General features: G+C 33.6%; 10 protein-coding genes. 5 read left to right on the forward strand and 5 right to left on the reverse strand.

Features of this window, described 5'->3' with window-relative positions:
* Positions 1 to 38 precede the first annotated feature (38 nt).
* Positions 39 to 5,849 (reverse strand): Ig-like domain-containing protein, encoded by a 5,811-nt coding sequence (locus ACWA1B_RS10755; protein ID WP_456906713.1) that lies wholly within the window; start codon positions 5,847 to 5,849, stop codon positions 39 to 41.
* A 138-nt stretch (positions 5,850 to 5,987) separates the two neighbouring features.
* Between ACWA1B_RS10755 and ACWA1B_RS10760 the strand changes: the two genes are divergently transcribed.
* Positions 5,988 to 8,204, forward strand: coding sequence for a B12-binding domain-containing radical SAM protein (locus tag ACWA1B_RS10760; protein WP_456906715.1), 2,217 nt, complete (start codon positions 5,988 to 5,990; stop codon positions 8,202 to 8,204).
* Positions 8,205 to 8,212: 8 nt separating this feature from the next.
* On the opposite strand, the gene ACWA1B_RS10765 is transcribed toward ACWA1B_RS10760, so the two are convergent.
* The 3 genes from ACWA1B_RS10765 to ACWA1B_RS10775 all read right to left on the reverse strand — a co-directional run bounded on the left by ACWA1B_RS10765 (position 8,213) and on the right by ACWA1B_RS10775 (position 11,028).
* On the reverse strand, positions 8,213 to 8,977 hold the full coding sequence (locus tag ACWA1B_RS10765; protein ID WP_456906717.1) for an MBL fold metallo-hydrolase: 765 nt from the start codon (positions 8,975 to 8,977) through the stop codon (positions 8,213 to 8,215).
* Between the two features lie 105 nt (positions 8,978 to 9,082).
* Positions 9,083 to 9,769: a response regulator transcription factor gene (locus tag ACWA1B_RS10770; protein ID WP_035647801.1), complete on the reverse strand. Its 687-nt coding sequence runs from the start codon at positions 9,767 to 9,769 to the stop codon at positions 9,083 to 9,085.
* Positions 9,766 to 11,028: a sensor histidine kinase gene (locus tag ACWA1B_RS10775; RefSeq protein ID WP_456906719.1), complete on the reverse strand. Its 1,263-nt coding sequence runs from the start codon at positions 11,026 to 11,028 to the stop codon at positions 9,766 to 9,768. Before ACWA1B_RS10775 ends, ACWA1B_RS10770 begins: the two co-directional genes overlap by 4 nt.
* A gap of 166 nt (positions 11,029 to 11,194) precedes the next feature.
* Between ACWA1B_RS10775 and ACWA1B_RS10780 the strand changes: the two genes are divergently transcribed.
* Both ACWA1B_RS10780 and ACWA1B_RS10785 read left to right on the forward strand, forming a co-directional pair.
* Complete coding sequence (locus tag ACWA1B_RS10780) at positions 11,195 to 11,608, forward strand: DUF1573 domain-containing protein (protein ID WP_035647800.1); 414 nt, start codon at positions 11,195 to 11,197, stop codon at positions 11,606 to 11,608.
* Between the two features lie 156 nt (positions 11,609 to 11,764).
* The gene (locus ACWA1B_RS10785) at positions 11,765 to 13,342 is read left to right on the forward strand and encodes a L,D-transpeptidase family protein (protein WP_456906722.1); all 1,578 of its coding nucleotides are present in this window, start codon (positions 11,765 to 11,767) and stop codon (positions 13,340 to 13,342) included.
* Between the two features lie 37 nt (positions 13,343 to 13,379).
* Here ACWA1B_RS10785 and ACWA1B_RS10790 read toward each other — a convergent pair whose 3' ends face one another.
* Positions 13,380 to 13,886, reverse strand: coding sequence for a C40 family peptidase (locus ACWA1B_RS10790; RefSeq protein WP_456906724.1), 507 nt, complete (start codon positions 13,884 to 13,886; stop codon positions 13,380 to 13,382).
* A 207-nt stretch (positions 13,887 to 14,093) separates the two neighbouring features.
* Between ACWA1B_RS10790 and ACWA1B_RS10795 the strand changes: the two genes are divergently transcribed.
* Positions 14,094 to 15,188, forward strand: coding sequence for an SGNH/GDSL hydrolase family protein (locus ACWA1B_RS10795; RefSeq protein WP_456906726.1), 1,095 nt, complete (start codon positions 14,094 to 14,096; stop codon positions 15,186 to 15,188).
* Entirely contained in the window at positions 15,178 to 16,557 is a 1,380-nt protein-coding gene (locus ACWA1B_RS10800; protein WP_456906728.1) for a sialate O-acetylesterase, read from the forward strand. Before ACWA1B_RS10795 ends, ACWA1B_RS10800 begins: the two co-directional genes overlap by 11 nt.
* Positions 16,558 to 16,740 lie beyond the last annotated feature (183 nt).

Raw genomic sequence — 16,740 nt, forward strand, 5'->3', positions numbered from 1 at the left:
ATTAAAGTCCGCAAGTAAATTAACTTGCGGACTTTTTTTTATCTTTTTAAGCTAAAATGCCCTCTAAATTCTTTACCATTTGCTCGTGTAACAATAAACCAATAATCTGATGCCGGCTGTTCTTGTCCAAGATAATTCCCATCCCAAGCAGTATTGTTATTTAGTTCTTTAATTAATTTTCCGTAACGGTCAAATATTCTGATTTCAGTATTTGGTGCTAAATAAGCAAAATCCATCGTCCACTTATCATTATAGCCGTCGCCATTTGGAGTGAAGAATTTTGGAAAAGGGATTTCTTCAACAAAATTGATGCAATTGCCCGCCGTTGCTTCAAGAATATTGATGATGACCGGAATTCTCTCGCTTTCACAATCATTTATAGTTTCTGAAGCATAATATGTAATTCCGTTTTCAAGCAAAATTGATTCCGGCAGACTTATTGACGAAGTTGTGTTTTCGAACCATTTTATGTTTTCGCCGGAAATATTGATGTCACTAATTTTTGCTTTCTGCTGAATACAGAATGTTTGCGGTGAGTCTACAATTGGATTTTGTGTATCCTGAATTTTTACAGTTACGGCAAATCGTTCACTTTCGCAATTATTCAATGTTTGGGTTGCGTAGTAGATTTTATTTTGCAGTAAAGTTGCTTTTGGTAAAACAGCTCCGTTTGTTGCTGAATCGTACCATTTTATATTTGTTCCAGTAACAGCCAGATTTGCAATTGTTGCGTTTTCATCAATGCAAAAAAGTTGGCTATTATTTCCAGTAGGCAATGTCGTATCATAAACATGAACTAAAACAGGAGTTCTGTCACTTTCGCATCCAACAGTCTGCGATGCGTAATAAGTTCTATTGTTTTCTAACAAAGTTGTGTTTGGCAAAGTTGAGGCAGACATTGCTGTATCAAACCATTTTATATTTTGTCCAGAGATTTGAATGTTGTTCAACGTTGCATTTTCATTTTTGCAGAATGATTGATTCAAATTTGCGATTGGAACTGCAGGTGTATTCACAATAGAAATCGTAATCCCAAATCGTGGGCCTTCGCAATTATTTACAGTTTGAGAAGCATAATACGTTTTACCGTTTACAAGATTTGTAGTTTCTGCTAATAAAGAGCCATTTGTTAAAGCGTCATACCATTTTATTGAAGTTCCTGTAATTTGAATGTCGGAAATAGTTGAATTTTGTCCAGTACAAAAAGGCTGATTTGCATTTCCTGTTGGTGCCAAAGTATTTTGAATTGTAACAATAACAGGAGTTCTGTCACTTTCACAGCCATTGATGGTTTGTGATGCATAATAAGTCAAGCCATTTTGAAGTAAAGCTGTATTGGATAAAAGTGTTCCAGCAGTTTGGGCATCATACCATTTTATATTTTGTCCGGTAACTTGAATATTAGCTAATGTTGCATTTTGCTGAATACAGAAGATTTTTGAATTTAAATTTTCAGGTTTTGGGATAGAATTGACAAAAGGTACTATAGTCGCTTTTATAGATTCAGAAATGCATCCATTGGAGTTTTTTATTTTTATATAGTAATCCCCAGGATTTAAAAATGAAGAAGCCGAATTAACACCCCAAGTTGCACCATTATCAAAGCTGTATTCTGTTGCAATAGAAGAAAATGTTATTTTTCCTTGGTTATTATTACAGTTTGGTTCAGTTATATTGTATGTCGGAATCGCTGGAGAATCTGCTGGTTTATTTATTTGAATGGAGACGGCTTCAGATTCACATCCTGCAGCGTTTTGAATTTTAATTTTATAATTTCCAACAGCTAAATTTCCAGAATCTGGATTTGTTTTCCATGTTGTCCCATTGTCAAAACTATATTTTGAAGCTAAAGTTGTTATTGTTATTATTCCAAAAGGATTTGTACAGCTGATAGGCTGCGAAATTGTGTAAGTTGGTACTTTTACAGCGTCTAAAGGACGATTAATTGTTGCTTTAGTAGAAGGTGATGGACAGCCTGTTGCGCTATTTCTAATTTTAACAAAATAATCACCAGGATCTAGTCCAACTTGAGGATTTATACCCCAGGTAAGTCCATCATCAAAGCTATATTGATAAGCATTTGTGTTAACTATAATGAATCCTACTGCAGAGGTACAACTGCTAGGTTGTTCAACTGTAATACGTGGCTGGACAGGGGCAGGGTTCAAATCAGAAAGTGTAATGGATTTAGAATTCGACTCACATCCAAATGAATCCTTAATTTTTAAATAATAATTCCCGGGTTTTAAATCAGAAAATATTTGATTTGAAGTCCAGGTACCTCCATTATCAATACTATATTCAGAGGCTGAAGTGGTAAATTTTATACTTCCTAAAATGTCACAATTAGCTTGTATGACTGTAAACGAAGGTTCGTTAAGATAAAATTTAGGTATGTAAACAGCTAAAGGATATGATTGACAGCCTAACTCATTTTTCATAATTATAAAATGATTTCCTTCTTCTAAATCTGTAGCAATTGGACTTTTGCTCCATGTTAATCCGTTATCGAAACTATATTCGGCTCCAATTGGGTCAATAGAAATGCCTCCTCCAACTTGACAAGTTGGTTTAATAGTTGAGTAATCAGGAGGATCTAAATAAACAGGATAAATAGGTGCAATTATTTGATAAGATTCACAACCTGTTTCGTCTTTAATCATTATCTCGTAATTGTCCGAATTAACTGAAGCTGGTATGTCTAAAACTTTATTTGAGTTACTCCATGTTCTTCCACCGTCAAAGCTGTATTGTGAAGCAGGAGTATCAACTATAATGCTTCCGGGAATTCCACATTTTGGTTGTGTAACGCGAAAGGTTGGATAACTTAATTTTGGTTCATTAAAATTTACGCTATAATATAAAGGTGAAAGACAGCCTGCTTCATTTTTGATTCTTGGATGATAATAACCTTTGGGCAAATTTGTAGCAGTTGGGTTAGTACCCCAAGTTTCACCACCATCAAAACTATAGTAAGGCGCAGGAGTTGTAATAGTAATACTGCCTCCTTTATCACAAGTTGGGTCAGTATAGGTATATTGGGCACTTTTTAATTCAAAAGGCGTAAATTCTATGTAGACGCTTTCTGAAATACAGCCACTACTGTTTTTTATTCGTACACGATACTGAGAACCTATCGGTAAATTTGTAGCAGTAGGATTTGTACTCCATGTCGCACCATCATTAAAACTGTAAAAGGCAGCAGGAGTAATTATTGTAATACCTCCAGTTGCATTAGGTCCACATTCTGTTGGCTGGGTAATATTGCAGTATGGCGCTTCAAAGAAAGTGGAGAAAATATGGATGTTAAATGGCAAACTCTTGCATCCAGATGCATTCTTTATCATAATTTGATAATTGCCTTCTTCCAAGTTAGATTTTGTTGGGTTTGTTCCCCAGGTTTCTCCATTGTCAAAACTGTAAAAATCCGCAGGAGTAGTAATTGTAATAGTCCCTTTGTTATTACATGTGGGCTGGATAACAGAATAAGTTGGAAAATCTAAATTAACATCATAAACCGAAACTCTGGCTTGATAAGTTGAGCAACCATCACTGGTTCTCGCTATTAAATAATAGTCAGAAGGTTTTAGGTTGTCTGCAGTAGGATTTGAAGACCACGTAGTCCCATTATCAAAACTAAATTCAGATCCTGCTGAGGTAATGGTAATGCTGGCTCCTGAATCGCAGGTTACGTTTTTATTTATTCTGTACTGAGTATCGCCCGTATATGGCTCTGGATATGCATATGCGTATTGAGGTTCTGTTGTACAGCCAAATTCATTTTTAATAACAATTAAAAAATCTGAAAAAACTGTAGGGATTACCTTTGTTGGATTTTTGGTCCAAGTTACACCACGATCAAAACTATATTCAAATGCTGGGGTTGTAATTGTAATGCTTCCAGTATCTCTGCAAGTAGCATATTTAATTGTAAAATTAGCAGGTGGAAGATAATAAGGATTTAGGTGAACAAGATATGCCTCAGATTCACACCCTATTTCATTTTTTGTTTTTACAGAATAATATTCTGAAGTCAGATTAGTAGCATTAGGATTAGTAGTCCACGTTTGACCATTATCAAAACTATACTGATCGGCAACTGTCAAAATACTTATTGAACCTGGTTTCCCACAAGTAGGATCTACTTTTTTTATTTTAGGAAACGGCACATAAAATTTTTTCAAATAAATGTATTCTAAAGGGGAATTAGATTCACAGCCATATTGATCTTTAATTTTTATTAAGTAGTAGCCAGGATCTAAATTCGTTGCAGTAGGATTTGTGGTCCATGTTGCCCCATCATCAAAACTATATTCAGATGCAGGTGTTGTAATAGTGATAGTTCCTCCTGAATTACAAGTAGGAATTGTAAAGGTATATTTAGGGTAATCTAAATGAGGAATGAAAAGAAATATGCTACGTGAATAAGATTGGCAGCCAGAATTATTTTTAATTTTAATGTTATAGTTTCCCGCAGGTAAATTGGTTTTAGTAGCGTTAGCACTCCAAGTCACACCATCATCAAAACTATATTCAGATGCTGGTGTTGTAATCGTAATACTTCCATTTGTAGAACATGTTGGCTGAATTATCGAAAATGATGGCCTGTCTAATAATACAGGATCAATGATTGTTACAATTGCAGGTGTAGAAATGCATCCAGAAGCAGATTTTGTCTTAACGTAATATTTTCCGGGGCCATTGGTTGTAAAACTTGGAGAATTCTGCCAAGATTTGCCATTGTCGAAACTATAAATCAATCCAGATTCTTTAACAGTTATTGTTCCATTTATAGTATTACAGTTGGGCTGAATGACAGTTGTTTCTGGACTTGAAAGCGAATTGTTAATTGTTAAATTCGTACTGATAAAACAATCGCTACCATTAGTTATTTTAACTGAATAAGTTCCTACATTAGATGGTATTGATGATATGTTATAAGTTTTATTTGTTGCCCCATTAATTGCAATTCCTTCTTTATACCATTGGTAAGCAGTGCCTAAGTTTAGATTCTTGGTTAAATTAGCGGTCAACTGTAAATTGCCATTACAAAAAAATCCGGTTTGAGAAATGGTCACTCCAAAACTCTCAGCTGTATTCAAAACTAAATTATCATAAAGTAGTGCAGGAGATTCTAGAGTGTCAAATGAAGCAGGTAATTTTCCAGATGGAGCGCCAAGCATTATTGAGTTTACATCTATAGTAGGAGTGAAACTAATAGTTATTTCGCCCCATTTTGATTGCGGCTGATATGTAACATGACCAATTTCAATCCAAGTTGGGTCAAATGTATTTGGACTATCATTTGTATACAAAGGTAAATTATCACGATTATTACATCCAAATAAGGTAATATTGATAGGCTCTAAGTAATCGAAATCGTACTCTTTGTTTCCATGATCAGAAATATCATTACTAATTAAGGTAGCAATATTTAATTTTAATTGATATTTTTTACCTGCAATTAATGGAGTTTGTAGTTTAGTTGCCAAATATTCTTTACTGCTGTTTTTATATTCAGCTCTAATTATTCCGTCGCCATCAGGAAAATTATCAAGTTTTTTATCATAAATAATACTAGATTTTTGACAATTTATATAATCAGGAGAAGGTTGTGTTCCTCTTGTCCAAGAGAGAACCGGAGTCAAATCATTTGCATTATAAGGACAACTAGTTTTATCTTCAAAAGAAGAATTCGCTAAAATTGAAGCAGTCTTATTGCAAATACAGTCTTCATCGTTTAAGTCTATCTTTCCATCACCATCATCGTCAATTCCATTATTACAGTTTTCTTGAGAATAACAAAATATTGAAAAAAAGAAAAATATTAATAGTAATTTTTGTTTCATTTGATAAATTTGGATTGAAGCAAATGTAATTAATTATCCTACAAGATAAAATCAAAAAATCAAAACACCATCAACTAAAATCTTTTCCTGAAAAAGTCCTTAATAACCCGTATTTTTGCAAAAAAAAATAATTCCCTTTTGAAAACGAAACTTTTTGTAATTACGCCTCCATTTACACAACTGAATACTCCGTATCCGGCGACGGCGTATATAAAAGGTTTTTTAAACACTAAAAATATCGAATCCGTTCAGGCAGATTTAGGTATTGATGTGATTTTGGAATTGTTTTCGAAAAAAGGACTTTTGGATTTGTTTCAAGCTTCAAGTTTTAAGTTTGAAATTATTGGAAATGAAATTTCAGATAATTCAAAGCGAATTTTTGCACTACAGGATGAATACATCAAAACAATTGATTCTGTAATTCAATTTCTGCAAGGGAAAAATCCAACATTGGCTTTACAAATTTGTCAGGAAGATTTTCTTCCAGAAGCCTCACGTTTTGCACATTTAGAAGAACTCGATTGGGCTTTTGGTACAATGGGAACGCAAGATAAAGCAAAACATTTGGCGACTTTATATCTCGAAGATATCTCCGATTTTATTGTTGAATGCGTCGATGAAAATTTTGGCTTCAGCCGATATGCCGAACGTTTAGGCCGAAGCGCCAATTCTTTTGATGAATTATACGAAGCGCTTCAACAAGCACCAACTTATATTGATTCGATTTTAATTTCACTTTTAAAAACTAAAATCGAAGCTGTAAAACCTACATTATTTTTAATTTCTGTTCCATTTCCTGGAAATTTATATAGTGCTTTTCGATGTGCACAATGGGTCAAACAAAATCATCCGGAAATTAAGATTTCAATGGGTGGCGGTTTCCCGAATACCGAATTACGTTCGCTTTCAGATAAACGTGTTTTTGAGTTTTTTGATTTCATCACTTTAGACGATGGCGAAGTTCCGATTGAAGAACTTGTTGATAATTTGTCATCCCGAGCGGAGTCGAGGGATGAGAAGCGTTTTAAAAGAACATTTTTATTAGAAAATGGAGAAGTAGTTTACAAAAACAATTCTTTAAAACACGATTATAAACAGTCACAAGTTGGAACGCCTGATTATTCAGATTTGCCTTTGGATAAATACATTTCAGTTATAGAAATCGTAAATCCAATGCATAGAATGTGGAGTGACGGACGCTGGAATAAACTCACCATGGCGCATGGCTGTTATTGGGGAAAATGTACTTTTTGTGATATTTCTTTAGATTATATAAAAGTTTACGAACCAGTTGCCGCAAGCTTGCTTTGTGACCGAATGGAGGAATTAATACAGCAAACAGGACAAAACGGATTCCATTTTGTTGATGAAGCTGCTCCGCCGGCATTAATGCGTGCTGTGGCGCTTGAAATACTAAAAAGAAAATTAGCTGTAACCTGGTGGACGAATATTCGTTTTGAAAAAAGCTTTTCAAAAGATTTATGTTTATTACTGAAAGCTTCCGGTTGTATCGCAGTTTCTGGAGGTTTAGAAGTTGCATCAGACCGATTATTGAAATTAATAGATAAAGGCGTTACAGTCGAACAAGTTGCTAAAGTTACCCGAAATTTTACTGAAGCCGGAATTATGGTGCATGCTTATTTGATGTACGGATATCCTACACAAACGATTCAGGAAACAGTTGACAGTCTTGAAATGGTGCGTCAATTGTTTGAAGCTGGCGTTTTACAATCTGGATTTTGGCATCAGTTTGCGCTTACGGCACATAGTCCGGTGGGATTATATCCGGAGAAATTCGGCGTAACTAAAAAGACAGAATTAATTGGAACTTTTGCTAATAATGATATTGATTACACAGATTCAACAGGAATCAATCACGATAAATTTAGTTTCGGATTAAAGAAATCACTTTTTAATTTCATGCACGGAATCTGCTTTGATTACGAACTGCAGGATTGGTTCGATTTTAAAATTCCGAAAACAAAAATCCATCCCGATTTTATTTTTAATGCTTTAGAGGAGCAAAATGATTTCAGTATAAAACCAAATGCAAAAGTAGTTTGGCTTGGAGGAAAACCATCAGCTGAAATTTTTACAAAATCCAAAAAAGGCAAAAGCTGGGAAATGATGTCATTGACTTTTCATGATAAAAAAGAAAGTTTTGCCATTCAAACCAGCAAAGATGAAGGCGAATGGCTACTTTCTATTTTGAGAAATATTTCAGTTTCAGCGACTAAAAATTATACTTTTCAGGAAGTGAAAAATGATTTCGAAACGCAATTGGAAGATTTTGAATTGTTTTGGTATTCAAAGCCTGTAAGTACGTTGCGGGAATTTGGATTGTTGGTTTTATAAATTATAAATCAATATTCCACAAAAGTCCCATCACTAGGAATAGCAGTTTTAGACAAAAGATCATTTTCTAAAAGCGCTTTTTTTAATTCTTCACGGGTTGTAGGACAATGATTTAAGGCTTCAAGATGATTGGCAAAAACTTTTCCGGGTGCAAGTGCTGTAAATTTCAAAATATCGTTCATTCGCATTAATAAAGGCTGGCCAATATCCAATCGCGCAGTTCCGCAGGCAACGGTTGCAATATCAGGTTTAAGTTCAATTAATGCTTTTTGAACATCGTCAGTAAAAATGGTATCTGAACTTATGTAAATAGATTTTTCATCGGCAAGTTCAATATAAAATCCCATTACATTACCCATAAGTTTAGCAATGAATCCGTAGCCGTGAAGCGCCGGAATCCCAATAATTTTACCATCAAGAAAAGGTTGAGGTTCCCAGTAATTAAGTGTGTGAACAATATTCAAACCTCTTTTCGAGAGTTCTTTTTCATCTTTTGTACTACAAATAACAGCAATGCTTTTTCGTCTTAAAAAAACTTCTCCGGCTTTGTCAATATGATCAGGATGTAAATGCGTAATTAAGCAATGCGTTACTCTGCTCAAAATTTCCCGGCTGTTTTTTGGCAAAGCAACAAGCGGATTTCTTTTTGGTTTGTAACGAAAAATAGTAAACGGAGCAATTGTTTTTCTTTTCCCCAACATTGGGTCAACCAGAATTACATGCTTTTCGGTTTCAATTACTAAAGTCGCATTTCGCAAATGATGTATTTTCATATCTGACAAAATTAGAACTTAAAAATACAAAGATTTTTTAAAATCCATTTACAGATTTTTCTTTATTTTTAGCAGAATTGTTAAGATTTATACGAAGAATAAAAATTATTCAACAGAAAATCTAAAACCAATTCCGTGCAGGTTTTCAATTGAGATTCCTTTCTCACCGGTTAAAATCTTGCGAAGTCTGGAAATAAAAACATCAAGGCTTCGCCCCATGAAATAATCGTCGGTTCCCCAGAGAGCGGTCAAAATTTGTTCTCTTTTTAAAACTAGATTTTTGTTGTCTAGAAAAAGTTTCAGCAATTCGGCTTCGCGTTGCGTCAGGCTGATTTTTTCACTTTCATTAAAAAGAATAAAATTATTGATGTCAAATTGATATTTTCCAATTTCATAAACTGATTTTTCTAACGGAACATTTTTCTGTGAACGCTTTAAAAAAATCTCAATTTTCAAAATCAATTCTTCAATACTAAAAGGCTTTACCAAATAATCATCGGCACCTAAACGAAGTCCTTTAATTCGATCTTCTTTTAAAGTTTTGGCCGAAAGAAAAATAATCGGAATGTCAGTATTTAATTTCCTGATTTCGGTCGCCAAATCAAAACCATCCATTTTTGGCATCATAATATCAAAAATGCAAATGTCAAATTTTTCTTTTTTAAAAGTCTGAAGCCCCGATTCTCCATCGCAGCAATGCACAACTTCGTAATTGCTTTGTTCCAAATTATCTTTGGTTAAAAAAGCTAAAGTTTCATCATCTTCGGTATAAAGTATTTTGAACTGTTTCATTTTTTATAAGGAATGGACAAAGTTATTGTAACGCCTTTTTCTGAATTATTTTCGGCTTTTATTTTCCAGTTTTGAAGGTTGCATATTTCTTTTACATAATACAAGCCAAGACCAAAACCGTTTACTTCATTGCTTTTTTCGTTTTTTACGCGATAAAATTTATCAAATATAAAAGAAATGTTTTTAACCGGAATTCCGATTCCATTGTCAACAAAAGCCAATTTTAAAGTTTGATTATGTGAACTAATCTGAACCAGAATATCGGGTTTGTCAGTGCAGTATTTTATGGCATTGTCTAATAAATTGTAAACCAAATTATGGAAATGAAAAACATCAGTTTCAATTTTATATTCTGCCGATGCCGATTCAATTCTAACATTGGCTTCGGGATATTTTAATCGAATGTTTTCAATCGTTTCTTCAATAATAGGAACAATTAAAACGGTTTCTTTTTTTATTTCCAAAGGCACATAATCCGACTTTGCAATGTTCAGAATCTTTTCAATATGATTATTCAGTTTATGACTCTGTTTGATAATGATATCGGTATAAGTATGCAGCTTTTTGTCTTCCTTAATCGGATTTTGTTCGATTAGATATTTCGAAGCAATCAAAATAGAAGATAAAGGTGTTTTAAATTCATGCGTCATATTATTGATGAAATCCCTTTGCAGTTCTGAGTATTTTTTTTGCTGTAAAAGCTTAAAAATAGAATACACATAAATGAGTAAAATCAGAATAAGCGCGGTCGAAAGCACAAACCAAAAACGCATGGAACTAAACAAATATGTAGTTTCATTCGGGAAACGAACGGCAAAATAATAAACCAGATTTTTATGTTTAGGAAAATATACGGTCTTGTTTTGTTTTCCTTTTTTAGACAAAGAAACATAATCGCCGTAAACCATTTCGTCACTTTGGCAATTGTACATAGCATACTCAAAATCGGTCGTAATATTCATTTTTTTGAATTCCGATTTCAAATAAAATTCCAAAATATCGGGTTCAAAATCATTCTCAATGTTGACAATATAATAATCGTTCGAAATTTTTTGAACAGGATTTTGGCAAGAATGTTCGTGATCAGTTCCTTCATATAATTTTCGGGAAACTTCAAGCAAGGCAATATGAGCTTTTTGGCTCAGTTTTTTTTGTTCTAATGTAAATGCCTCTTTTGTCCAAAGCAATTGCGCTACCAATATGCTAATAATGGCAATTAATCCGAGGAGGATAATACTGTTGAGTTTGTTTACTTTCAAGAAAAAATGGCTTTTTAAAAGTGTAATATTAATCAAATTTATGCTTAAAAACACCCCTTAACAAGTCGTTAACAAAGATTTGAGACCGGTTAACAGCGATTTGAATTTATCTGAAATACTTTTGAAATAGAAATTTAGAACAATAAACCATTAAATATATTTAACTATGAAAATGATTAAAATCTCCATGTTAGTTTTGGCATTAGGCTTAATGTCTTTCTCTGCAGTTGCACCGGTAAAATCGTTAGCAACTAAAACAGAAAAAATTGAAACAGCTTCAACAATTGTTTGGAAAGCTGAAACAATCGATGTTGGACAAATTCCGCAGGGAACTCCAAAAGCTATTGTTTACGAATTCAAAAACACAGGAAAAACAGCTGTCGTAATTACAAATGTTCAGGGTTCTTGCGGTTGTACAGCAACAGATTATACAAAAGAGCCAATTCAGCCAGGAAAAACAGCTAAAGTTACTGCGACTTACAATGCAGCAAACAAAGGCGGTTTTACAAAAACGGTAACCGTTACAACTAGTGCCGAAACGACTCCTAAAGTACTTACTTTAAAAGGAACCGTTATCTAATAGAATTTTAATAGGTTGGTTATATCGTAAGCCTCAAATATGTTGCGTATTTGGGGCTTTTTTTTATTTGTTTGTATTCTAAGGATTTATTGAAAATTTCATTTTGGAAAAGTTTGTATTTATTAAAACTTTCCTATTTTTATTAAAAATTGTATTATGAAAATCTGGTGTCCGTTTATTGCCGTTATAAGCCTTTTTGTTGTTGTTTCATGTAATTCAAAAGGAGATAAAAAAGAAGAAAATCAAATAAAAGTCAAAGCCGAGCTACCTGAACTCCGACTGTCAATTGATAGTACAAAAATTGCTGCATTTTATACTACATACCCAAAACTTGATAAATTTCAGGATGAGGTTCAGGCTTTATACAAAAAGAATAAATCGACTCAATTGTGGCAGGATAATAAAGGAATTGATGAATTTGCACATACTTTATTTAATAAATATAAAGGTCTTGATGAAGAAGGACTAAAAGCCAATTTTCCTTATAAAGAAATCAATGCTGTTTTTGAAAGCAACAACGATAATAAACTTTCAAAAGAAAGTACAGATTTAATGATTTCAAATCTGTATTTCTATTATGCCGAAAAAGTATATTCTGGTGTTGACGAAAAAACTAGTATTTCGCTTGAATGGCTTTTGCCGAGAAAAAAACTGAATTACCGCGCGCTGACCGATTCCATTTTTCAAAAATCAACCATCAATGATGATCATAAAAGCAAAATGTTCAGCCAGTATTATAAACTGCGCGATGTTTTAAAACAATATCGTGATATTGAAAAAAAAGGCGGGTGGAAAACAATTGAAACTGGCGAAGAGTTTAAAAACTTGAAATTAGGTGATTCGTCTGCAATTGTGACTCAAATTAGAGAAAGGCTCTTTGCTACAAAAGATATTAAAGAAGATAGTAAAAGTGCGGTTTGCGATACGGTTTTGATTAATGCAATGAAAACATATGAGCTGCGTCATGGCTATACACCAAAAAACAGTATTCTGAAAGAACATATTGACGATTTGAATATTCCGGTTTCAGACCGAATCAAAACGATTATCGTTAATATGGAGCGTTGCCGATGGATTGATCCTGAATTGGAAAAAGGAAAAAAATACATCGAAGTCAATATTCCTGAATTTAGATTGTATATAATTGAGGACGGAAAAATTGCTTTTATTTCGCCAGTTGTAGTAGGAAAAGCGATGACAAAAACCGTTATTTTCAGCGGAATGATGAATAATATTGTTTTTAGCCCTTATTGGAATGTTCCAACAAGTATTATCAATTCGGAGATTAAACCCGGAATGGCAAAGGATAAAAATTATTTGCAAAAGAAGAATCTAGAATGGAATAACGGCGCCGTTCGCCAACTTCCCGGAAAAAATAATTCACTTGGTTTAGTGAAGTTTTTATTTCCAAATTCAAGCAATATTTACCTGCATGATACACCAGCAAAAAGTTTGTTTGAAAGAGAAAGCAGAGCCTTCAGCCATGGTTGTGTTCGTGTTGCAAAACCTCGTGAACTGGCTATAGAATTATTGAAAAATGATCCGCAATGGACACCCGCCAGAATTGACAAAGCAATGCATGCCGGAAAAGAAAGCTGGTACACATTAAAAAAGAAAGTTCCCGTTTATATTGGTTATTTTACTGCTTGGGTGGACCGAAAAGGAAATCTAAATTTTTATAAAGACATTTATCAAAGAGATGAAAGCCTGATTAAGCTTTTGACAGAAGAGTAAGAAAGTTTGCCACGAATTCGTGTAATTTGTGGCAAAACTATTTCGTCAAAACGTCAATGCATTTGTAAAAACGATTGGTATAATGCTCGGTATCTAATGAGGTGATGGTTACGCATTGCGCTTTGCCTGACGATGCATGAATAAATTTCGATTTCATTCCATTGGCTTCACAAATAATGCCCAGATGCCCTATAATTGTTTTGTCTTTGTACCCGTAAAAAACCAAAATATCACCAATTTTAAAATCTTCAGGATTTAATTTTGTTCCAATGTTTTTGTATTCGCCAGAACTTCTTGGTAAAGTCACACCATAGTTTTTGAAAACATAACTGACAAAACCCGAACAGTCAAAACCTTTTTTTGGATTATTGCCTGCATATAAATAAGGAGTTCCTAAATATTTTTTTGCATAATTTATAATTGAATCTCGTTCAATAGCAGCCTGCGTTTTTTGAATTGTTTTTGTTTTATGTTCTTCTTTTGACGTAAAGCAAGAGCATAAAATAACAGTTGAAAAGATAGATATATAAAAGAATGATTTCATTTTTGCTAATGTTGTTTTTATAAAGATAATTTGTTTTTGAATAGTAAAGAAGCGCTTTAAGATGAATTTGTAAGAATAAACAACAGAAAAACTAAAACGTATACATGTATGTGGTATTTTTTTATTGCATTTTGATGTTTTAGTATCTTTCTGTCTACTTGATTTCAAATATATTTGTGAATCCTATTTATATTTAACAAATAACTTATGTTTTTGAAAAAAATACCTCTTTTGATTTTGTTTTTATTGGCTGAGACTGATTGCGTTTCACAAATCCAAAATCAAAATAAAACTTTTTTATACGAAGGTCGAATCGAAAAACTTCAGAATGATAATGTTGTTTTGATTGGAACGGCTTCTTCGGTTTCATTTAATTTTACAGGAAACGAATGTTCAATTTCACTTCAGAGCATTGATTCTTATGAGCATCATAATTATGTTGCTTTAGTTTTGGACGGAAAATACCTTGGAAAAATTAGAATAGAAAAAGGTGCAGCACAGTCTTTTCCAATAAAAGCAACGAGCAAATCTAAAGTACATCTTCTCGAAATTTATAAAAATACCGAAGCACGTACTGGCGGTATTTTATTTGCAGGAACGACTGCAAAACTGACTTCAATTTCATTTAAAAAGAAAAAGAAAATCGAATTTATTGGCGATTCTATTACTTGTGCCGCAGCCAGTGATGCTGTTGATTGCGACAAAGGAGAATATATGGATCATCATAATGGATACTATGCTTATGGACCAACACTTTCAAGAGCAATTGACGTTGATTATTTGACTAGTTCTGTTTCCGGAATTGGGATGTACCGAAACTGGAACGACGAAAATATAAATGAGCCTATAATGCCTGAGGTGTATCAAAATTTGTATTTGACAAAAGATAATTCTAAACCTAAATATGATTTTGCTTTTCAGCCAAATATTATCAGTATTGCTTTGGGAACAAATGATTTTTCTGGCGGAGACGGAAAAAAAGAACGTTTGCCTTTTAATCCTGAAAAATACGTTTCGAATTACATTAATTTCATCAAAATGCTTTTTGAACACAATCCTAAAGCGCAAATTGTTATTACAAACAGTCCAATGGTTAATGGCGAAAAGGCAGTTGTTTTTGAAGCTTGTCTGAATAAAGTTAAAAATGCTTTCGCGAATGATAAAGCGCACAAATCAATTTTGATTTTCAAATTCAAACCAATGAAACCGAAAGGCTGTTTAGGACATCCGGATGTTGCTGATCAAAAAATGATGGCCGATCAATATGCTCCGTTTTTAAAAAAGCTATTAAATGAAAAATAATATATTTAAGTTTGTTTTCTTTCTGTTGATTTCCAGTACTATGATGGCAAACGTTACACTTCCGAATATTTTTGGCGATAATATGGTTTTACAGCGTAACTCTGAAATTAAGATTTGGGGTTGGGCAAATCCAAAAGAAGAAATCAAATTGTTTTCAAGCTGGAATAATCAGGAATATAAAACTGTTGCCAACAATCAGGCGCAATGGGAATTATTGATTAAAACTCCAGAAGCAGGCGGACCTTTTACGATTTACATAAAAGGATATAATGAAGTTGTCTTAAAAAATATTTTAATTGGCGAAGTGTGGGTTTGTTCCGGGCAATCGAATATGGAAATGGCTGTAAGTTGGGGAATTGATAATGGAGAAGAGGAAATGAAAAACGCAAAAAATCCGAATATTCGTTTTTTTACTGTTCCAAAGTTAACATCAACTTCACCACAAAATAATTTACTTGGAAACTGGGTTGAGTCGACGCCGGAAACGATGAAATACTTTAGCGCAATTGGCTACTTCTTTGCCAAACGCTTACGCGAAGATTTAAAAAATGTTCCAATCGGATTAATCTCGTCCAATTGGGGCGGAACTCCAGCAGAAATCTGGATGCCGGAAGGAGTTGTTCAGAATGATCCAATTCTACTAGAAAATGCCAAAAAACTTAACGAGCAGGAATACGGACCACGTCAGCCTGGGCGCGCTTATAATGCTATGATTTATCCTTTTGTTGGGTTTAAAATTGCTGGAACGCTTTGGTATCAGGGCGAATCTAATGTTGGTTCTTTGGTTTATGATAAAACGTTGTTGGCTTTAATTACTTCTTGGAGAAAAGCCTGGAATGATGAATTTCCTTTTTACTACGTTCAAATTGCGCCTTATAAAACCGGTAGCAATAATTTTTCGAACGTAACAGTTCGAAATTCTCAAAGAAAAGTTTTGAAAGAAGTTTCGAGAACCGGAATGGTTTTGACTTCTGATATTTCTGATACGATTGATATTCATCCGAAGAATAAAAAGTCAGTTGGAATTCGTTTAGCTAATTTGGCGCTTGCCGAAACGTATAAAGTCAATTCAAATTTGGTAAACGGACCGCTTTATAAAGACATTAAAATCGAGAAAAACAAAGTCACCGTTTTGTTTGATTATGCTGAAGGTTTGTATTTCAAAAATAAAATTTCGAATCAATTTGAATTGGCCGGAGCCGATGGGAATTTCTTTCCTGCGGAGGCTTCTATAAAAAATAATCAGGTGATTTTGTCAAGTAAAAAAGTATCTCAACCTGTAAAAGTGAGATTTGCTTGGGGAAATACTATTCAGTCAGATTTGTTTAATAAGGCCAATTTGCCGGCTTCTTGTTTTATTACGGAGTGATTTGATTTTAGATTTTTATAGAAGAAAGAAGAAAGATTTTAGACTTTAGATGTTTTGTGTCTTCGTTCCTCAGGATGACAAGATTCTGTATTGAAAAATTAAACCGAAAAAGTTCTCATGAAACCGTTTGCGTGAGGGATAGAAGTGGAAAGCCCACAGCCGTGAGGAACGAACAGGCGAGGA

This window comes from Flavobacterium xizangense, from assembly GCF_054075145.1.